Origin of the sequence: Streptomyces sp. G45, from assembly GCF_049542095.1 — a bacterium.
Taxonomy (GTDB): domain Bacteria; phylum Actinomycetota; class Actinomycetes; order Streptomycetales; family Streptomycetaceae; genus Streptomyces.
Genome location: NZ_JBMUZU010000001.1, coordinates 1448650 through 1469149, shown reverse-complemented (window position 1 = coordinate 1469149; position 20500 = coordinate 1448650). Strand labels below are relative to the sequence as shown.

7 protein-coding genes and 2 pseudogenes are annotated in these 20500 nt (G+C 75.2%); 6 read left to right on the top strand and 3 right to left on the bottom strand.

Annotated elements, in window-relative coordinates:
• Nucleotides 1-77: 77 nt before the first annotated feature.
• Together ACOBQU_RS05915 and ACOBQU_RS05910 are read right to left on the bottom strand one after the other, a co-directional pair.
• Nucleotides 78-4007, bottom strand: a pseudogene (locus tag ACOBQU_RS05915) (condensation domain-containing protein); the annotation flags it as partial.
• Nucleotides 3989-11874 (bottom strand): annotated as a pseudogene (locus ACOBQU_RS05910) (amino acid adenylation domain-containing protein). The pseudogenes ACOBQU_RS05910 and ACOBQU_RS05915, both read right to left, overlap by 19 nt.
• A 401-nt stretch (nucleotides 11875-12275) precedes the next feature.
• Here ACOBQU_RS05910 and ACOBQU_RS05905 point away from each other — a divergent pair.
• The 3 genes from ACOBQU_RS05905 (at nucleotide 12276) to ACOBQU_RS05895 (ending at nucleotide 15441) form a co-directional block, all read left to right on the top strand.
• The gene (locus ACOBQU_RS05905) at nucleotides 12276-13268 is read left to right on the top strand and encodes a GlxA family transcriptional regulator (protein WP_423624839.1); all 993 of its coding nucleotides are present in this window, start codon (nucleotides 12276-12278) and stop codon (nucleotides 13266-13268) included.
• Between the two features lie 144 nt (nucleotides 13269-13412).
• Entirely contained in the window at nucleotides 13413-14027 is a 615-nt protein-coding gene (locus ACOBQU_RS05900; RefSeq protein ID WP_423624838.1) for an isochorismatase family protein, read from the top strand.
• Between the two features lie 178 nt (nucleotides 14028-14205).
• The gene (locus tag ACOBQU_RS05895) at nucleotides 14206-15441 is read left to right on the top strand and encodes an alpha/beta hydrolase family protein (protein ID WP_423624837.1); all 1236 of its coding nucleotides are present in this window, start codon (nucleotides 14206-14208) and stop codon (nucleotides 15439-15441) included.
• Here ACOBQU_RS05895 and ACOBQU_RS05890 read toward each other — a convergent pair.
• Nucleotides 15431-16006: a TerD family protein gene (locus ACOBQU_RS05890; RefSeq protein ID WP_423624836.1), complete on the bottom strand. Its 576-nt coding sequence runs from the start codon at nucleotides 16004-16006 to the stop codon at nucleotides 15431-15433. The genes ACOBQU_RS05895 and ACOBQU_RS05890 overlap by 11 nt on opposite strands.
• 296 nt (nucleotides 16007-16302) lie before the next feature.
• On the opposite strand from ACOBQU_RS05890, the gene ACOBQU_RS05885 reads away from it, so the two are divergent.
• The 3 genes from ACOBQU_RS05885 to ACOBQU_RS05875 are packed head-to-tail and all read left to right on the top strand — an operon-like array spanning nucleotide 16303 to nucleotide 20484.
• Nucleotides 16303-17079 carry a 3-hydroxybutyrate dehydrogenase gene (locus ACOBQU_RS05885; RefSeq protein WP_423624835.1) on the top strand — a complete coding sequence of 259 codons (777 nt, stop codon included), beginning with the start codon at nucleotides 16303-16305 and terminating at the stop codon, nucleotides 17077-17079.
• 37 nt (nucleotides 17080-17116) lie between these two features.
• Nucleotides 17117-18487 (top strand): MFS transporter, encoded by a 1371-nt coding sequence (locus ACOBQU_RS05880; protein ID WP_423624834.1) that lies wholly within the window; start codon nucleotides 17117-17119, stop codon nucleotides 18485-18487.
• Between the two features lie 47 nt (nucleotides 18488-18534).
• On the top strand, nucleotides 18535-20484 hold the full coding sequence (locus ACOBQU_RS05875) for a helix-turn-helix domain-containing protein (protein ID WP_423624833.1): 1950 nt from the start codon (nucleotides 18535-18537) through the stop codon (nucleotides 20482-20484).
• Nucleotides 20485-20500: the final 16 nt, after the last annotated feature.

Genomic DNA, 20500 nt, shown 5'->3' with positions numbered 1-20500 from the left:
CGGCCCACCGGGCGAGTCGGGGGAGGGTCGGCGGAGGTGAGGCGGTGGGAGGTGGCGAAGGCGGCGGCCTCCCAGGGCCCGTACACGGGGACGACGGTGGTGTCCGGGCAGGCCCGCAGTACGCGCGCCACCGCGCCCGGCGGCACCGGTTCGCCGCCCGTCAGCACCTCCCGCACCCCGGCGAAGACCTCCGGCCGGGCGTCGGCGATCTCGGCGAACAGGCCCGCCGACAGGCACAGCGCGCTCACCCCGCCCTCGCGGACGGCGGCGGGGTCCAGCCGCCCGGGCGGCGCCACCACGACGGTGCCGCCGTTGAGGAGCGGCACCCACATCTCGTACGCGGACACGGCGGACGTCTGTGCTGTGTGCAGCAGCACCCGCGCGTGGGCGCCGCCCGCCCAGGCCCGGTCGGACGCGAGGCGCACCACGGCGCGGTGGCTGACCCCGGGCGCCCCTGGGGCCCCGGAGGCGTGCAGGACATACGCCAGCCGGTCCGGCCGCCCGGCGTCCGGCAGGTCGCCGTCCGGCGCGGCGGCGACGGCCGCCGTGGTGCCGGGGGAGTCGAGGAGCAGCAAGGGGCAGGCGTTGCCGGGCAGGTGTTCCGCCACGTCGGCGGTGGTCACGAGCAGTGCAGGACGCGCCCGCCGCAGCAGCGCCGCGAGATGCCGCGCCGGGGCGTCGGCGGCCAGCGGCACATAGGCGCCCCCGGCCTTCAGCACCGCGAGCACCGTCTCGACGTACGCCGCCGAGCGCGGCAGCGCCACCGCCACGGCGGACTCCGCGCCGACCCCGCGCCGCACCAGCTCGTGCGCGAGCCGGTTGGTGCGCGCGTGCAGGTCGCCGTACGACAGCGTGTCCGCGCCGCACGCCAGGGCCACGGCGTCCGGGGTGGCGGCGGCCCGGCGCGCGAACAGCGCGGGAACGGTCAGGTTGGGGGCGGGCACGGCGGTGTCGTCGACGTGCCGCTGCAGGTCCCGTTCGGCGGGCGTCCGCGCGTCGAGCGCGGCCAGCCGCAGGTGCGGTCGCGTCACCACCTCCTGTACGAGGAGTACGTACCGCTCCGCGAGGGCTTCGACGGTGGCGCGGTCGAACAGGTCGGTGGCGTACTCGACGAGCCCGGTGAGGCCGCGCGTGCCGCGCCCGGCCGCCTCGTCGCCCTGGTCGCCCTGATCGACCTGAACGAGCAGGTCGAACTTGGCGGTGCCGGTCGTGACCGGCTCCGGGACGGCCGTCAGACCCGGCAGGGCCAGGCCGCCGACGCCCTGCTGCCAGGCGAACGCCACCTGGAACAGCGGGTGCCGGGCGGCGGACCGCTCCGGGTTGACCTCCTCGACGAGCCGTTCGAACGGCACGTCCTGCCGGTCGTACGCGGCCACGGCCTTGCCCCGCACCTGCCGCACGACGTCGTCGAACGACGGGTGGCCCGACAGGTCGGCCCGCAGCACCCAGGTGTTGACGAAGAACCCCACCAGGTCCGTCAGGGCCTCGTCCGTGCGCCCCGCGATGGACGACCCGAGGGTGACGTCGTCGCCGCAGCCCATGAGGTGCAGCAGCACCACCAGGGCGGACTGGAGGACCATCGGCACGGTGGCGCCGTGCGCCCGGGCCAGGTCTTCGACGGCGGCCCGTCCGGCGGGTTCGAGGACGAAGCCGACGGTGTCGCCCCGATGGCTGGCCACACGGGGCCGGGGCCGGTCGAGCGGCAGGCTCAACGCGCGGGGCGCGTCGGCCAGTTCGCGGCGCCAGTAGCGCAGCTGCGCCGCCAGCGGGCTCCCGGTGGCGTCGGCGGTACGGAGGAGGTCGTGCTGCCAGAGGGCGAAGTCGGCGTACTGCACGGGGAGTTCGCCCCAGTCGGGTGGCGCGCCGCCGAGGCGTGCGGTGTAGGCGGCGGCCAGGTCGCGGGTGAGGGGGCGCATGGATTCGCCGTCGGCGGCGATGTGGTGCAGGAGCAGCAGCAGGACGTGTTCGTCGGGGCGGCAGCGCAGCAGGCGGGCCCGCACCGGCAGGTCCGCCGCCAGGTCGAAGCGGCGGCCCACCTCCCGGGACACCTCGGCGGCCACCGCGCCCGGCGCGACCTCCCGCACCGGCACGTCGACGACGACGTCGTCCGCCGCCACGACGACCTGCGCGGCGTCCCCCTCGTCGCCGGTGACGAACAGCGTGCGCAGACTCTCGTGCCGCACCACCACGTCCCGCAGCGCCGCCGCGAGGGCGGCCGCGTCCAGCGGCCCGTACAGCCGTACGGCCAGCGGCAGATGGTACGTCGGCAGCGGCTCCAGCGCGTCCAGGAACCGCAGGCGCCGCTGGGCGGGGGACAGGGGGATGCGCTCGGGCCGCCGCGCCGCCTGCCGCAGGGCCGGGCGGGCGGCCGTGGCGCCGTGCCCGGCCTCCGCGTCCAGGTGGCGTGCCAGGCGCGCGACCGTCGGATGCTCGAACACCGCCCGGACCGGAACCTCCGCGCCGAGCACCGGCCGCGCCCGGTTCACGAGGCGCAGCGCGAGCAGGGAGTGCCCGCCGAGGGCGAAGAAGTCGTCGTGGATGCCGACGCCCGCCGCGCCCTCTCCGTCCGTGCCGCGTCCGAGTACGTCGGCGAACAGCGCGCACAGGGCCCTCTCCCGGGCGGTGCGGGGCTCGCGCGGGGAAGTGGCGGCGGGCGGGGGAGCGGACTGTTCTCGCGGCGCCCGGTCCCGTCCTCGCGGTCCCGGTCGCGCGACCTCGCCGACCAACTGGCCGGGATGGTCCGCGATGTGACGGAGGAGGTGCCGGAACTGGTCGGCGACGTCCCGCACCGCCTCGTGGGTGAGCGTGTTCCGCCGGTGCTGGAGCGTCAGGCGCAGCTGGGGGTCGGCGGAGGCCACGAGGGTCAGCGGGTAGTGCGTGCCGGAGAGCGCGCGGATGCCGGTGACCTCGATGCCCGCCGCCGCGTTCGCCTCGCCGAAGCCGGTCCGGTCCACCGGGTACGACTCGAAGGCGACGAGCGTGTCGAAGAGCACGCTGGTGCCGGTGGCCCGGTGGATCTCGGTCAGCCCGGCGTGGTGGTGGTCGAGCAGCGCGGCCTGCCGGTCCTGGAGGTCGCCGAGAATCCGGGTGACGCTGCTGGTGGTGGGGCAGCGCACCCGCACCGGCAGCGTGTTGATGAACAGGCCGACCATCGCGCCGACCTCGGGCACCACCGCCGGGCGGCCGGACACGGTCGCGCCGAACACCACGTCGTCCCGCCCGGTGAGGCGGCGGAGCAGCAGGGCCCAGGCGCCCTGGACCACGGTGTTCACGGTGACCCCCGTGTCGGCGGCCACGGCCGCGACGCGATGGGCGAGTTCACCGGAGAGGGGCACCTCCACCTCGCCGAAGCCCTCGGCTTCGGGGTCGGCGTCGGTCGCGGCCAGCGCGGGGGCGAGCAGCGTGGGCTCGGTGACGCCCGCCAGTTCCTTGGCCCATGCCTGGGCCGCCGCTTCCTGGTCCTGCCCGGCCAGCCAGGTCAGGAAGTCCCGGTACCGGGGTGCCTTAGGCAGCGCGGCGGCGTTGCCCCGCGCCCCGTACAGCCGTAGCAGGTCCTGGACGAGGATCGGCAGCGACCAGCCGTCGAACAGCAGGTGATGGGCCGTCAGAACCAGTTCGTGGCGCTGCGGGTGGAGCTTGACGAGGGTCATGCGCAGCAGCGGCGCCGCCGCCAGGTCGAAGGGGCGGCGCGCGTCGTCGGCGAGAAGGTCCTCGAAGGCCGCGTCCGCCGTTTCCTCTGCCGTGGTCAGGTCGGCTTCGCGCCACGGCAGGTGGACTCCGTCCGTCACGACTTGTACGAAGCGTCCGTCGTCGGCGGCGACGAAGGCTGCCCGCAGGCTCGCGTGCCGGTCGAGGAGCGCTTGGGCGGCGGCTCGCATGCGTGCGGCTGCGACGGGGCCGTGCAGGTGCAGGGTGAACTGGACGAGGTAGGCGTCGTGTCCGGCGTCGGCGTAGAGGGTGTGGAAGAGCAGGCCGGACTGGAGCGGGGTCAGCGGCCAGACGTCCACGAGCCCCGGGTAGCGGCGCTCCCAGGCCTCGATCTCCTGCTGCCGCACCCGCGCCAGCGGCACGTCGGAGGGGGTGAGCCCGCCCGCGTCGGGGGCGGTGGCGTGGCGGGCGAGGCCGTCGAGCGCGGCGGCCCACAGGTCCACGAGGCGCCGCACCCGGTCGCGGGGCACCGCGCCGGTGGCGTACTCGAACTCGGCGTCCAGGCACGGCCCGTGCGCGCTGTCGACGACCATCGACGTGATCTGCACCTCGGCGAGCGCGGGCATGTCCGCGCCCCACTGGGCGGTGGGCCCGCCCAGCTCCGGGACGCGGGTGAAGCCGAGTCCGCGCAGGTGTTCCGGCGTGTCGGTGGGGAGAAGCGGCCCAGGTAGTTGAAGCCGATCTGGCCGGTGGGGTGGGCGCGCAGGGCGGGGGCGGTGTGCGGGTTGAGTTCGCGCAGCAGGCCGTAGCCGATGCCGTCGTCGGGCACGGAGAGGAGTTGTTCCTTGACGGCCTTGACCGCGCTGCCCGCTGCCGGGCCGCCGTCGAAGGCCTCGTCGAGTACGCAGCCGGACACGTCCAGGCGTATGGGGTGGACGCTGGTGAACCAGCCCACTGTGCGTGACAGATCGGCCCCAGGTGTCACGTTCTCCGCGCGCCCGTGTCCTTCCAGGGTGAGAAGGAGCGAGGACGGGGCGACGCCCTGCTCACGCCGGAGGCGGGCGACGGCGAGGGCGAGGCCGGTGAGGAGCCCGTCGTGGACGCCGCAGCGGAAGGCGGCGGGCAGAGCCGTCAGAAGGGCCTCGGTGACCGACGGGGACAGCCGGAGGCGCACGGTGTCCACAGTGGAGCGCACGTCCACCGCGGGGTCGAAGCGGCGGGCGCCGAGCGCCGGGTCCGGCCCGTCCACGATGGCGAGCCACCGGGGCAGTTCGGCTGTTCTGTGCTGGCTGTGGGCTTCGGTGGTCAGGGCGTGGGTCCAGCGCCGGTAGGAGGTGCCGACCTCGGGCAGGACAGGGGTGCGGCCCGTGCTGAGGGCGCTCCAGGCCGCCGCGAGGTCGGGGAGCAGGATGCGCCAGGACACGCCGTCGACCACCAGGTGGTGCAGCACGATCAGGAGCCGTCCGGGGCCCCCGGCCGGGCCCGGGTCGAACCAGACGAAACGGGCCATCACCCCGGCCGCCGGGTCGAGCCGCCGCGCGGCGGCCGCGCGCTCGGCCACCACCACTCGCTGCCATGCGCCACCCCGAGCCGGGACATCGGTTCCTGTCACCCGGTGCAGCAGTTGGCCCGTGTCCACGGAACCCGGGGGTTCGACCAGCAGTCCTGAGCCGTCCATCGCGAGGCGTGCCCGCAGGACGTCGTGGTGGTCGATGACCGCGTCCAGGGTGGCCAGGAGTCCGGCCCGGTCGATGCCCTCGGGCAACTCGACGACGACGGCCATGGCGAAGTGGTCGGTATCCCCGCCGCGTTCACGCACGAAGCGCGCGACGGGCGGCAGCGGCAGCGTGCCCACACCACCACCGGCGAGTTCGCCCAGGGCCGGGGTGCCTGCTCCCTCGCGCTGCCCGGTGTGCGCGTGCCGGGCCAGTTCCGCCACCGTCCGGTACTGGAAGACCTGCCGCGCACTGACCTCCACCCCCCGCCCCCGGGCCCGCGAGACCACCTGAAGCGAGCGGATGCTGTCTCCGCCCACGGCGAAGAAGTCATCATCGACGCCGACTTGGTCCACGCCCAGCACCTCGGCGTACACGTCCGTGAGGATCCGCTCCTGCGGGGACCGGGGCGCCCGATAGGTGCCGCCAGCGGTTTCCGGCTCGGGCAGCGCGGCCCGGTCCACCTTCCCCTGAGCCGTCAACGGCAACGCGTCCACCAGCACAAACGCCGCCGGGACCATGAACTGCGGCAACCGCTCCGCTACAAACCGCCGCAACTCCCCAGCCGAGACCCCCACATGGAAGTCGATGTCCCCGCCCCCCGCGATACCGCCCTCACCCACCCGCACCACATACGCCACCAACCGCCTGCCCCCCACCCCCTCCCGCGCCACCACCACCGCCTGCGCCACCCCCGGATGCCCGGTCAGGACCGCCTCCACCTCACCCGGCTCGATCCGAAACCCCCGGATCTTCACCTGCTCATCCGCACGCCCCTGAAAGACCAGCCCCCCATCCCCCGTCCACGCCACGACATCCCCCGTGCGGTACATCCGCTCGCCCGCTCCCGCGAACGGACAGGCCACGAACCGCTCCGCACTCAGCCCCGCACGCCCCACATACCCCCGCGCCAGCCGGTCCCCGGCCACATACAACTCCCCGGCCACCCCCACCGGCACCGGCCGCAACACCCCATCCAGCACGAACAGCCGCACCCCGCCCAACGGCCCCCCAACCGGCACCACCGCACCGACCTCACCCGCCTCCCGCACCGGATGCACCGCCACCGCCACCGTCGCCTCCGTCGGCCCATAGGCGTTCACCACCACCACACCCGGACACGCCGTCAGCACCCTCCGCACCGCCCCCGCAGGCACCACATCACCCCCGACCACACCTCACGCACCCCGCGAAACACCTCGGGCCGCTCGTCGGCGACGACCCGGAAGAGCCCCGCCGTCACCAGCAGCCCCGTCACCCGGTGCTCGGCGATGACGGCGGCCAGCGCGGCCAGGTCCAGCGGGTCGGCGGGGGCGACGACGATCGTGCCGCCGCGCAGCAGCGGCACCCACACCTCGTACGTCGACGCGTCGAAGGCCTGCGTGGAGTGCATCAGCACCCGCTCGTGACTGCCACCCGCGAAGCACCGGTCGAGCGCGAACCGCACCACGCCCTGGTGTGTCACCCCCACGCCCTTCGGCGTCCCCGTGGACCCGGAAGTGTGCATCACATAGGCCAGGTCCAGCGGCGACAGAGCAGCCGGGCGGCCCGCGCCCGGCGCACTGCCGTCGCCGCTCCCGGCGGCCCGGTCCCACAGCACCACCCGGTCACCCAGCCATCCGGGCAGCACGCCCCGCGCCTGCGTGTCCGTCACCACGAGGCACGGGTCGGCGTCCCTGAGGACACGCTCGACGCGGGCGCTCGGATACCTGGGGTCGAGGGGCACATAGGCCCCTCCGGCCTTGAGGACACCCAGAAGGACGACGACAAGGTCCACTGAGCGCGGCAGGGCCACTGCCACCAGGGACCCGGGCGCGACACCCCGCCGCGCGAGCGCCCGGGCGAACTGGTCAGCACGCGCGCTGAGTTGACGGTAGGTCAGGGATGTGTCGCCGTGTACGAGGGCGACCGCGCCCGGCGTGGCGGCCGCGTGCCGCTCGAAGAGCGCGGGGACGGTGAGGTCCGGCAGGGGCACGTCCGTGTCGTTGAAGCCCCGCAGGACGGTCTCCCGCTCCTCAGGCTCCAGGACGTCCACGGCGTCGAGCCGCCTCCCCGGCGCGGCGGTCAGCTCCCGTACGAGCCGTACGTAGCGCCGGGCCAGGGCCTCGGCGGTGGTCCGGTCGAACAGGTCGGTGGCGTACTCGACACCGCCCACGACCCCCTCGGGGGTGTCGGCCAGCGTGAACGCGAGGTCGAACTTCGCGGTCTGCGTCGCCACCAGGCGGAACACCGACCGCAGCCCCGGCGCGTCGAAGACCTGACGGTCCGTTGCGTGCCAGCCGAACATCACCTGGAACAACGGGTGGTAGGCCGTGGACCGCTCCGGGTTCAACTCCTCGACCAGCCGCTCGAAGGGCACGTCCTGGTGGTCGTAGGCAGCCACGGCCTTGTCCCGCACCTGCCGCACCACCTCCTCGAACGACGGATCGCCCGACAGGTCCGCCCGCAGCACCCAGGTGTTCACGAAGAACCCCACCAGATCCGTGAGCGCGTCGTCCGTGCGCCCCGCGACGGGCACGCCCAGCGTCACGTCATCGCCGCCGCCCAGGAGGTGGAGCAGCACCAGCAGGGCGGACTGGAGGACCATCGGGGTGGTGGCGCCCTGCGCCCGGGCCAGTTCCTCGACGGAGCTCAGCAGGCCGGGATCGAGTACGAAGCCGACGGTGTCGCCCCGGTGGCTGGCCACGGGCGGCCGGGGCCGGTCCCAAGGGAGCCGGATCGGCTGCGGCACGGCGGCCAACTCCCGCCGCCAGTAGTCCACCTGGGCCGACAGAGGGCCTTCGGCGTCCAGGAGTGCGCGCTGCCAGAGGGCGTAGTCGGCGTACTGGACGGGAAGTTCGCCCCACTGCGGTGGCTCGCCGTCGAGGCGGGCGGTGTAGGCGGTGGTCAGGTCGCGGGCCAGCGGGCGCATCGACTCGCCATCCGCCGCGATGTGGTGCAGGAGCAGCACCAGGACGTGATCCTCGGGCCCCCGGCGCAACAGGCGGGCGCGTACGGGCAGCTCGGCTGACAGGTCGAACCGGTACGCGGCCTCCTCCGCGACAGCGGCCGCCACCGCCTCCGGCGCCACCTCCCGCACCGGCACCTCCAGCCCGACCTCACCCCCCGCCACGACGACCTGCGCCGCGACACCCCGGCCATCGGCCACATACAGCGTGCGCAGACTCTCGTGCCGCACCACGACGTCCCGCACCGCCGCCGCCAGCGCGGACACCTCCAACCGGCCGCCCAACTCCAGCGTGTACACCAGGTTGTACGTCGCCGAAGGACCCTCATACCCGTACAAGAACCACAACCGCTGCTGAGCGAACGACAACGGCACCCGCCCCGGCCGCACCCCCGCACGCCGCAGCGCCGGACGCGCCGGAGCGGACCGGGTGGCGACGTACTCGGCGAGACCCGCCACCGTCGGCGCCTCGAACACCGCCCGGACCGGCAGGTCCACGCCCAGGACCGACCGCACCCGGTTCACCAGGCGCGTGACGAGCAGGGAGTGGCCGCCCAGGTCGAAGAAGCCGTCGTCGACGCCGACGTCCGCGACACCGAGGACATCGGCGAACAGGGCGCACAGCGCCTCCTCCCGGGCCGTGCGCGGGGCCCGGTGCGGTGCCGCCGTCGCGGCGGCGTAGTCGGGCGGGGGCAGCGCGCGGCGGTCCAGCTTGCCGTTCGGGGCGAGCGGCACGTCCGCGAGCAGCGTCACCGCCGACGGGACCAGGGCCGACGGCAGCCGCTCGGCGAGGAAGGCGCGCAGCTCCGCCGGGGTCGGCGGGGCGCCGCCCGCGACGGGCACCGCGTAGCCGACCAGGCGCCGGTCCCCGTCGTGCTCGGCCGTGACCACGACCGCCCGCGCCACCCGGGGATGGGCGCTCAACACGGCCTGCACCTCACCCGGTTCGACCCGCACCCCGCGGATCTGCACCTGGTCGTCGGACCGCCCGTGGAAGACCAGCTGCCCGTCCGGGCCCCGGGTGACGATGTCCCCCGTGCGGTACATGCGGCGGCCCGGCTCCCCGTACGGGCAGGCGACGAAGCGAGCGGCGGTCAGGCCCGGGCGGCCCAGGTAGCCGCGCGCCAGCGAGTCGCCCGCCAGGTACAGCTCGCCCGCCACCCCCGGCGGCACCGGGCGCAGCGCGGCGTCGAGGACGTGGGCGCGGGTGCGGGCGACGGGGCGGCCGATGGGCGGGGTGCGGCCGTCGGCGGCCAGCGGGTCGCTGAACGTCACGATCGCGGTGGTCTCGGTCGGCCCGTAGGCGTTGACCAGGTCCCGGCCGTCGGCCCAGGCCGCGACCAGGTCGGGCGTCGCCGCGTCACCGCCGACGGCGAGGCAGGACACGGTCGGCAGGGAGCCGGGCGGCAGCGCGCCGAGCACCGCGGGCGGCAGGAACAGATGGGTGACGCGGCACGCGGTGACCGTGCCGGTCAGCGGGGCGCCCGGTGCCAGCTCGCGCTGCGGGGCGAGGACGAGGGTCGCGTCGGTGAGCAGCCCCATGCACACCTCGTACACCGACACGTCGAAGCCCGGCGAGGCGAACTGGAGCACCCGGCTCGCCGCCGTGAGCCCGAGCCGCGCCCGCTGCGAGGCGACCAGCGCGGCCACACCGGAGTGGGTGACGGCCACGCCCTTCGGCCGCCCGGTCGACCCCGACGTGTAGATGACGTACGCGGCCCGCGCGACGGACGGCCGTCCGCCCCGCTCCGCGTCCGTCACCGGCCCGCCCGCGAGCCGCGCCCGCTCGGCGACGGCCGCCGGGTCGTCGAGGCGCAGCAACGGCACGCCCACGTCGGGCAGTTCGGGCGCGGTCGTGGCGTCCGTGAGGACGAGCCGGGCACCGGAGTCCGCGAGCAGGTACGCGATCCGGTCGGCCGGATGGGCCGGGTCGAGCGGCAGATAGGTGCCGCCCGCCTTCAGGACGGCGAGCAGCGCCACCACCAGGTCGGCCGACCGGGGCAGCGCCACCGCCACCACCGTCTCGGCGGCCACGCCGCGCCGCAGCAGGGCCCGCGCCAGCCGGTTGGCGCGGCCGTCGACGTCCGCGTACGTCAGTGTGGTGTCGCCGCATTCGAGGGTCACGGCGTCGGGTGTGAGGGCGGCCCGCCGCTCGAACAGGGCGGGCAGGGTGTCGGCGGGGGCGTCGTCGGCGCTGAGGTGGGGGAGGAGCGTGGCGCTCTCGGCGGGGGTGAGGAGGCCGAGGCGGGCGACCGTCGTGCCGGGGGCGTCGACGAGTTGCCGCAGGACGTTGGCGTAGCGCGCGGCGAGGGTCCGGGCGGCGGCGTCGTCGACGAGGTCGCGGCGGTACTGGAGCGCGATCCGCGGTGGCGGCCCGGCGGAGACGGTGACCGTCAGCGGATAGTGGGTGCCGGTCAGCGCGCGCACCCCGGTGACCTCGAAGCCCGCGCCCGCCGGGTCGCCGCCCATCGGGTACCCGCCCACCGGGTCGCCGCTCTCCACGGCGTACGGCTCCGCCGTGACCAGCGTGTCGAACAGGGCGCCCGTGCCCCTCACGGAGTGGAGGTCGGCGAGAGCGCAGTAGTGGCCGTCGAGCCGCTCCCGCTGCTCCCGGACGCCCCGCAGGACGTCCGCGAAGGTGGCCGTGGGGGGCAGGCGCACCCGCACCGGGCGGGCCGTCACGAACAGGCCCACCATCGCGTCGGCCCCGGGCACCTCCCGCGGGCGGCCCGGCACGGTCGCGCCGAACACCACGTCGTCCCGGCCGGTCAGGCCCCCGAGCAGCAGCGCCCAGGCGCCCTGTGCCAGCGTCTCCCACGGGACGGCGAGCGCGGACGCGCGGCGCGCGGGGCCCGCCGGGAGGGGCACCTCGGCCTCGCCGAACCCGGCGGCGCCCGAAGGCCCCGCCCCTGCCGCGCCCGGCGGCGGACCCACGACCGGAGCCAGCAGCGTCGGCTCCGCCACCCCGTCCAGCTCCGCGGCCCACGCCCGCGCCGCCGCCCGCCGGTCCTGCCCCGCGAGCCACACCAGGAAGTCCCGGAACTCCGGCCGCGGCGGCACCGCCGAGACGTCCCCCGAAGCCGCGTACAGCCGGAGCAGATCACGGACCAGCAGAGGCAACGACAGGCCGTCGAACAGGACATGATGGGCCGTCAGTACCAGGGCGTGCCGCCGTGCGCCGAGCCGCGCCAGGGTCATCCGCAGCAGCGGCGGCACCGCCGGGTCGAAAGGGGCGCGCGCCTCGTCGTCGAGGAGCCGCGCCAGCGCCTGCTCGCCGTACGGCACCCCCGTCCCGTGCGTGTCGTCCGACAGGTCGACGGCGTGCCACGGCAGCGCCACCCCCGCCACCACCACCTGCCGCAGGGCCCCGTCGGCACCCGCCGCGAACGCCACGCGCAAGTTGGCGTACCGGTCGAGGAGGGCCTGACCGGCGGCGCGTAGGCGCGCGCCGTCCACCGGCCCGCGCAGACGCAGGACGAACCGCATCTGATAGGTGGCGTGCGGGGCGTCGCCCCACAGCGCGTGGAAGAGCAGGCCCGCCTGGAGCGGCGTCGGCGGCCACACCTCCACGAGGCCCGGATACCGGCGCCGCCACGCCTCGGCCTCCGGCGCGCCCAGGAGTGTCGGGACGGGTTCCGGTTCGCTGGACGACAACGGGATCACCTGGATCTGCTCCTGTTCGGCGCGCCTCCGGAACGCAGCGGACGGATCTGTTCCGGCCCTGCGTTTCCAGGTGCGGCCTGCGGTCGGCGTGCTGTCCTGTGCACCGTCCCGGGAGGCGGGGGAGGGGCGACCCACCTCAACAGGCGTCGAGGTCCCCTACCCCGGGCGGTGCCGGTCGATCCGGTGGGGCAGGCGTCTCGCCGACATGACACTAGCGCGCCCCCGACGCCACGGGGCCGATGTCCGGATGTGACAGGGAATCGTCATTGCGGCCACGTGGGGCCGGAGGTGAGCATGGGGTCATGCCCCTTACGCACCGGGTCGTCATCGCGGTCTTCCCCGACGTCGACCTCCTCGACGTCACCGGCCCGGCCGAGGTCTTCGCGCTCGCCAACCGCGAGAGCGCGGGCCGCACCGGGTACGAGGTCCGCCTCGCCGGACCGGCCGCCGGACCCGTCACCACGTCGGCGGGCGTGCGGCTGCTCACCGACGTGGCGTTCGCCGACGTCGGCGGTCAGGTGGACACGCTGCTCGTGCCCGGGGCGGTCGACATGACCGACGCCGGGCCGCGGGCCCGCATCGACGCGGACGTCGTGGCGTGGGTGCGGGACACCGCCCCGCACGCCCGGCGGGTGGCGTCGGTGTGCGTCGGCGCGCACGTGCTGGCCGCGGCCGGGCTCCTCGACGGCAAGACGGCGACCACCCACTGGTCGACCGCCGACCAGCTCGCCGCCGACCACCCGGACGTGACGGTCGACCCCGACCCGATCTTCGTCCGCACCGACCGGGGGCGGCTGTGGACGGGGGCCGGGATCAGCGCCTGCCTCGACCTGGCCCTCGCCCTGGTCGCCGAGGACCACGGCGAGCAGACCGCGCTCACCGTGGCCCGCCAGCTCGTGGTCTACCTCAAACGGCAGGGCGGCCAGAGCCAGTTCTCCGTGCCGCTGCGCCGCTCCGGCACCACCCGCCGGGACATCGACGAGCTGCGCCTGTGGATCGCCGAGCACCTGGACGGCGACCTGTCCACGGCGGCCCTGGCCGCCCGGATGTGCCTGAGCGAGCGGCAGTTCGCCCGCGTCTTCGCCCAGGAGACCGGCACCAGCCCCGCGAGCTATGTGGAGGCCGCCCGGATCGAGGTCGCCCGGCGGCTCCTGGAGACCACCGACAGCCCGCTGGGCGAGGTCGCGGCGGCCGCCGGGCTCGGCTCCGTCGAGACCCTGCACCGGGCGTTCCGGCGGCAGCTCGCCACCACCCCCGCGGCCTACCGCCGCCGCTTCCGCACCCAGACCGCCTGACCCACCCCCCTTCCACCACCGGCCACCACCGGCTCGCGGGCCGCGTGCGCCCGAACTCCGGCCTGCCCGCGCCTGCCCACGAACTCCCCTCCCGTACGAGGGAGTTCGCCTCACACCCATGCCCCGACGAAGAAAGGCACCCAGATGACCACCACGCCCTCCCGCACCCTCCGCGACGTCGTCGGCCTCGACAGCGAGCCGCCCCGGCTGAGCGAGTCCGCCCTCGTCCTGATCGACTACCAGAACACCTACCTGACCGGCGTCATGGCCCTGGAGGGCGCCGACGCGGCCGTCAAGGCGGGCGCCCGCCTCCTCGCCCGCGCCCGCGCGGCGGGCATCCCGGTCGTGCACATCGTCAACGACGGCGGCGAGAACACCCCGTACGACATCCGCGCGCACATCGGCGCTCTCATCGACGAGGTCGCCCCGGTGGACGGCGAGCCGGTCGTGGTGAAGCAGTTCCCCGACGCCTTCCACGCCACCACGCTGGAGCAGACACTGCGCGACCTCGGCGTGCGGCCCGACGGCCACCTGGTCCTCGCCGGGTTCATGACGCACATGTGCGTGGCCTTCACCGCCCAGGGCGCCTTCCGGCACGGCTACCGTCCCACCGTCGTCGCCGAGACCGCCGCCACCCGGCCGCTGGCCGCCCCGGACGGCACGGTCCTGCCCGCCGCCGACCTCCACGCGGCGGCCCTCACCACGGTCACGGACCTGTTCGGCACGGTCGTCGCGACCGTCGACGCCCTGCGCGACTGAGCGCGTCCGCCGAGGAGTACGTCGGCCGCGGACCGCGTCAGTCGCGTACGGCCGCTGAACGCGTGGCCGGGCGGTGCGGTGTCGTGCCCCGGGTGTCGTCCCCGGGGTGTACCGCCCGGCCGCGATTGTCACCCTGGGCGGATTGGGGGCGGGGCCCGGGATTCCTAGCGTGGAGCGCATGAGACGCAGACTCCCGGCCGTCGCGGCGCTGGCCGCCGCCCTGCTCGGCCCCCTGGCCGCCACGCCCGCCCACGCGGCCCCCGCGCAAGCGCCCCCGCCCCCGGCCTCCGTGACACCGAGGCTGCCCGCGCCCGGCGGCCCCCACCCGGTCGGCCTGACCACCCTGCACCTTCAGGACCAGGGCCGCCCGGACCCCTGGGTGCCCGGCGAGCGAAGGGAGTTGATGGTCTCCCTCTGGTACCCCGCGGCGAAGCCCTCCGGCACCCGCGCGCCCTACATGACCGCCGCCGAGTCCACCGCCTACCTGACGGCCAATGAGATACCGTTGCCACCCGACACGTTGACCACCGTGGTCACCCACTCCACCGTCGACGCCCCACCCGCGCGCACCCGCGCCAAGTTCCCGCTGGTGGTGCTCTCGCCCGGCTTCGGCATGCCGCGCGCCACCCTGACCGGCCTCGCCGAGGAACTCGCCAGCCGCGGCTACGCCGTCGCCGCCGTCGGCCACAACCACGAGGCCGACGGCATCACCTTCCCCGACGGGCACACCACCGGCTGCGCGGTGTGCGACGACCCCGACTACCCGAAGGTGGGGGACGTGCGGGCCGCCGACGTGTCGTTCGTACTCGACGAGCTGACCGGCGCGCGCCCGGCGTGGCGGCACGGCCGCCTCGTCGACGGCGGGCGTGTCGCCATGGTCGGCCACTCCGCCGGAGGGTTCAGCACGATCCCCGCGCTGCTGCGGGACCCGCGCGTCAAGGCGGGCGTCAACATGGACGGCAACTTCCGCTACCCCAACGACAAGCCCGTGCCCCGGCCGGTCCTGATGCTGGGCAAGCCCAGCCACGTACCCGGCGGGCCCGACCCCACCTGGGACCGCACCTGGAAGCAACTCACCGGCTGGAAGCGGTGGTTGAGCGTCGACGGTACCGAACACGGCTCCTTCACCGACACCGCCCCCCTGGGCGGCCAGGTGGGGATACCCGGCCAGGACCTCGACGGCGAGCGCTGCGCCGCGCTCACCCGCGCGTACGTCACCGCGTTCGCCGACCGGCACCTGCGCGGCCGGAGCGCGCCGCTGCTCGACGGCCCGTCGGCGCGCTACCCGGAGGTGCGGTTCCACCAGCCCGCACCGGAACGCGGGGACCAGCCCGTAGCGGAACGCGGGGACCGGCCCGCGCCGGACGCGCGCGAGCCGGTCCCCGGCGGTCTCGTGACCGGTGTCAGACGTTGACGCCGTAGTTGGATGCGATGCCGCGCAGGCCGCTGGCGTAGCCCTGGCCGACGGCGCGGAACTTCCATTCGGTGCCGTGGCGGTAGAGCTCGCCGAAGACCATGGCGGTTTCGGTGGAGGCGTCTTCGGAGAGGTCGTAGCGGGCGATTTCCTGGTTGTCGGCCTGGTTGACGACGCGGATGAACGCGTTGCGGACCTGGCCGAAGGACTGGCCGCGGGTTTCGGCGTCGTGGATGGAGACGGGGAAGACGATTGTGGTGATGGTGGCGGGGACGGTGGCGAGGTTGACCTTGATGGCCTCGTCGTCGCCTTCGCCTTCGCCGGTGAGGTTGTCTCCGGTGTGTTCGACGGAGCCGTCGGGGCTGGTGAGGTTGTTGTAGAAGACGAAGTGCTGGTCGGATGCGACCTTGCCGGTGTCGTCGCAGAGCAGGGCGGAGGCGTCGAGGTCGTAGTCGGTGCCGGTGGTGGTGCGTACGTCCCAGCCCAGGCCGATGAGTACGGCGGTCAGGCCCGGGGCCTCCTTGCTCAGCGAAACGTTGCCGCCCTTGGCCAGGGAAACACCCACTGCTCATCCTCCATCGTCGGTCGCGTCGCGCCCGTCAGCGTGCTGCTCGCGCGCGTGGTCTCCGGCTAGGACGCGTGCGGTTCCCCGGGGGTTGCGCCCGCACCGGGAACGCGCCGACCCGCGGCCGGGGCGCGCGGGGTGTGGCACGAGCCGCCGCACCCTCGACGCGCCGCCCCAGGGGCCGCCCCCAGGCGCGAGGCCACCCCGAGGCATGGCGTCCACCACCACAGTCCCGGCGCCGAGTGTGGTGCCGGAACCCATGGGCGGCGCCCCTCGCTGACCCTATGTTTCCCGCCATGACCAGCGCACTCCCCTCCCTCCCCGGCGCCGTCGACCTGAGCGGGCGCACCGCCCTCGTCACCGGCGGCGGCAGCGGCATCGGCCGGGCCTGCGCCGTCGCGCTCGCGGCGGCGGGCGCGAAGACCCACGTCGTGGACGTCGACGCGGCCGCCGCCGAAGCCGTCGCCGACACCGTCGGCGGCCACGCCCACCACGTCGACCTCGCCGACGCCGACGCCATCGCGCACCTCCCCAGGGACGTCGACGTCCTCGTCAACAGCGCCGGGCTCCAGCACGTCGCGCCCCTCACCGACTTCCCGCCCGAACGGTTCACGCTCATCCAACAGGTCATGGTCACCGCGCCGTTCCTGCTGCTGCGCCAGACCCTTCCGCACATGTACGCGCGCGGCTGGGGCCGCGTCATCAACATCTCCAGCGTCCACGGACTGCGCGCCAGCGCCTTCAAATCCGCGTACGTCGCCGCCAAGCACGCCCTCGAAGGCCTCAGCAAGGTCACCGCCGTGGAGGCCGCCGGGCACGGCGTCACCAGCAACTGCCTCAGCCCCGGCTACGTCCGCACCCCCCTGGTCGAGCGGCAGATCCACGACCAGGCCACCGCCCACGGCATCCCCGACGACGCCGTCCTCGCCGACGTCCTCCTCGCCCGCTCCCCGCTCAAGCGGCTCGCCGAACCCGAGGAGGTCGCCGCGGCCGCCCTGTGGCTGTGCGGCCCCCACTCCGGCCACCTCACGGGCGTCTCCCTGCCCATCGACGGCGGCTGGACCGCGACCTGACCCCCCGTCAACCTCCGAGCAGAACACGGTGATCCCCATGGCGCGTCCCCGCAGCAGCATCGTCAGGATCGTCGGTGCCAGCCTGATCGGCACCACCGTCGAGTGGTACGACTTCTTCCTCTACGGCTCCGCCGCCGCGCTCGTCTTCAACGACCTGTTCTTCCCCACCGCCGACCCCCTCACCGGCACCCTCATCGCCTTCATCACCTACGCCATCGGCTTCCTCGCCCGGCCGCTGGGCGGTGTCGTCTTCGGGCACTTCGGCGACCGGGTGGGCCGCAAGAAGCTCCTCGTGGTCAGCCTCCTGATGATGGGCGGCGCGACCTTCGCCATGGGCCTGCTGCCCACGTACGACGCCGTCGGCGTGGCCGCACCCGTCCTGCTGACCGTGCTGCGCCTGGTGCAGGGCTTCGCGCTCGGCGGCGAGTGGGGCGGCGCCGTCCTCATCGTGTCCGAGCACGGCGGCGCCCGGCACCGCGGCTTCTGGGCGTCCTGGCCGCAGTCCGGCGCGCCCGGCGGCAACCTGCTCGCCACCGGCGTGCTCGCGCTGCTCGCGGCCGTCCAGTCCGACGCCGCCTTCGAAGCCTGGGGCTGGCGCGTGCCCTTCCTGCTGTCCGGCGTCCTGGTGGTGGTCGGCCTGTGGATCCGCGTCTCCGTCACCGAGTCGCCGCTGTTCCTCGAAGCCCGCGCCAAGGCCGAGGCCGCCGCCGCGCGGGGCGCCACGGAGGAGGCGCCCGTCGTGGAGGTGTTCCGCAAGAGCTGGCGCCAGGTGCTCACCGCCGTCGGCACCCGCTTCGGCGAGAACATCTCGTACTACGTCCTCACCTCCTTCGTCCTCGTGTACGTCACCACGCACCTGGACCTGCCCAAGAGCACCGCCCTGAACGCCGTCCTCATCGGCTCCGCCGTGCACTTCGCGGCCATCCCCGCCTGGGGCGCCCTCTCGGACCGGCTCGGGCGGCGCCCGGTGACGCTCATCGGCTCGGTGGGCATGGCGCTGTGGGCGTACGCGTTCTTCGCGCTCGTCGACACCGAGTCGTTCGCCGTCATCACCGTGGCCGTGACCGTGGGGCTGCTCCTGCACGGCGCCATGTACGGGCCGCAGGCCGCGTTCATCTCCGAGATGTTCGACACGAAGGTCCGCTACTCCGGCGCCTCCATGGGCTCCCAGCTCGCGTCCATCGTCGCGGGCGCCCTCGCCCCGATCATCGCCGTGGAACTTCTCAAGGAGTACGACTCGTCCGTCCCCGTCTCGCTGTACCTGTGCCTGGCCGCCGTGGTGACCACGGTGACGGTGGCCCTCGCCCGCGAGACCCGCGGGCGTGACCTGCGCGACACCGACCCGGAGCCCGAGGCGGGCCTGGTCGGCGGCGCGCCCGCGCCCGTACGCTCCGGCGAACCGTCCTGAGCCCGGCGCGCACCACCCCGCGCGCCCCGTCGGAAGGCACCGCCACCATGCCGCCCGCCCACCCCCGCACCGCACCCGACACCGCGGGCGGCACCGCCGCCGCGACACTGCGGGACCTGCTCGGCCTGCTCGCCCGGCAGGCCCCGGCCGAGGACTTCGCCCGCCCCGCCGCCCGCGCCCGCGAGGCCGGGGCGAGCCCCGGGGAACTCGCCCTCGTCGACGAGGCCACAGAGACCGCGCTCGCCGTGCGCCGCACCCTCGACCAGCACCGCCGCCGCGAGGCCGAGCTGTCCGCGCTGTTCGACACCGCGAGCGACCTGGCGGCGCTCACCGACCTCGACGCGGTGCTGCGCGCCATCGTGCGCCGCGCCAGGCTGCTCCTCGGCACCGACGTCGCCTACCTGACCCTCAACGACCCGGCGGCGGGCGACACGTTCATGCGCGTCACCGACGGCTGCACGTCCGCCCGTTTCCAGCAGCTGCGGCTCGGCATGGGCGAGGGCCTCGGCGGCCTGGTCGCGCAGACCGCCCGCCCCTACGCCAGCGCCGACTACCGCGCCGACGGCCGCTTCGAGCACACCGTCACCATCGACACCGCCGTCGGCGAGGAGGGCCTGCGCGGCATCCTCGGCGTGCCGCTGCGCGTCGGCAGCCGCGTCATCGGCGTGCTGTACGCCGCCGACCGCCGCCCCCGCGACTTCGCCCCCGACCAGATCGCGCTGCTCGCCTCCCTCGCCGACCACGCCGCCGTCGCCATCGACAGCGCCCGCCTCCTGGAGGAGACCCGCGCCGCCCTGGTCGAGCTGAACGCCGCCACGGCCACCGCCCGCGCGCAGAGCGCCGCCATGGCCCGCGCCGCCGAGACCCACGACCGGCTCACCGACATCGTGCTGCGCGGCGGCGACGTCGCCGACGTCGCCGCCGAGATCGCCGTGCTCCTCGACGGCGGCCTCGTCGTCCAGGACGCCGACGGCACCGAACTCGCCCGCGTCGGCGCCGACGCGCCCCGCGCCCCCGCGCACGGCGTCACCGCCTCGCGCTCCGGCGGCCGGGCCGTGTCCGTCGACGGCGTCTGGGTCTCCGCCGTACTGGCCGGGCCCGAACTGCTCGGCAGCATCGCGCTCGGCGGCCGCCCCGACCTCACCGACAGCGACCGGCGCCTGTTCGAACGGGCCAGCCTCGACACCGCGCTCCTGCTGCTCCTGCGCCGCTCCGTGGCCGAGGCCGAGGACCGCGTGCGCGGGGAACTCCTCGACGACCTGCTCACCGCCGCCCACGCCACCGACCCGCGCCGCCTGGGCAGCCTCACCCTGCGCGCCCGCCGCCTCGGCGTCGACCTCACCGAGCCGACCTCCGTCCTCGTCCTGCACGGCGAACCGGACCTCCGCACCCGCCTCACCGCCCAGGCCACCCGGCGCGCCCGCGCCCTGCACGGCCTCGCGGGCCCCCTCGGCGGCCATGTCGTGCTGCTCGCCAGGGCCGCCGACCCCGGCCCGCTCGCCGCCGCCCTCGCCGTCGAACTCGGCGACGCGCTCGGCACCCCGGTGACCGTCGGCGCGGCCGGTCCCGCCAGCGGCCCGGACCGCCTGCACGCCGTGCACGCCGAAGCGCTGCGCTGCCTCCAGGCCCTGACCGTCCTCGGCCGCACCGGGCAGGGCGCGAGCCTGCCGGACCTCGGCTTCGTCGGCGTACTCCTCGGCGACCGCGCGGACGTCGCCGGATACGTGGAGCGGGTGCTCGGGCCCGTCCTCGCCTACGACACCGCGCGCGGCACCGACCTCGTCCGCACCCTGGAGGCCTACTTCGACCAGGGCGCGAGCCTGTCCCGCGCCAAGGACGTGCTGCACGTCCACGTCAACACGGTCGTCCAGCGCCTCGACCGCGCCGCCCGCCTCCTCGGCGCCGACTGGAACACGCCCGACCGGGCCCTTGAGCTGCAACTGGCGCTGCGGCTGCACCGGTTGAGCGGTGGCGCCCCCGGGGCCGGGCAGCCCTGACGCCTCGCCTGGCGTC

Coding starts and splice junctions, on each gene's coding strand:
- ACOBQU_RS05895 (WP_423624837.1), top strand. CDS start 14,206: ATGAGACGCAGACTCCCGGCCGTCGCGGCGCTGGCCGCCGCCCTGCTC.
- ACOBQU_RS05900 (WP_423624838.1), top strand. CDS start 13,413: ATGACCACCACGCCCTCCCGCACCCTCCGCGACGTCGTCGGCCTCGAC.
- ACOBQU_RS05875 (WP_423624833.1), top strand. CDS start 18,535: ATGCCGCCCGCCCACCCCCGCACCGCACCCGACACCGCGGGCGGCACC.
- ACOBQU_RS05905 (WP_423624839.1), top strand. CDS start 12,276: ATGCCCCTTACGCACCGGGTCGTCATCGCGGTCTTCCCCGACGTCGAC.
- ACOBQU_RS05885 (WP_423624835.1), top strand. CDS start 16,303: ATGACCAGCGCACTCCCCTCCCTCCCCGGCGCCGTCGACCTGAGCGGG.
- ACOBQU_RS05880 (WP_423624834.1), top strand. CDS start 17,117: ATGGCGCGTCCCCGCAGCAGCATCGTCAGGATCGTCGGTGCCAGCCTG.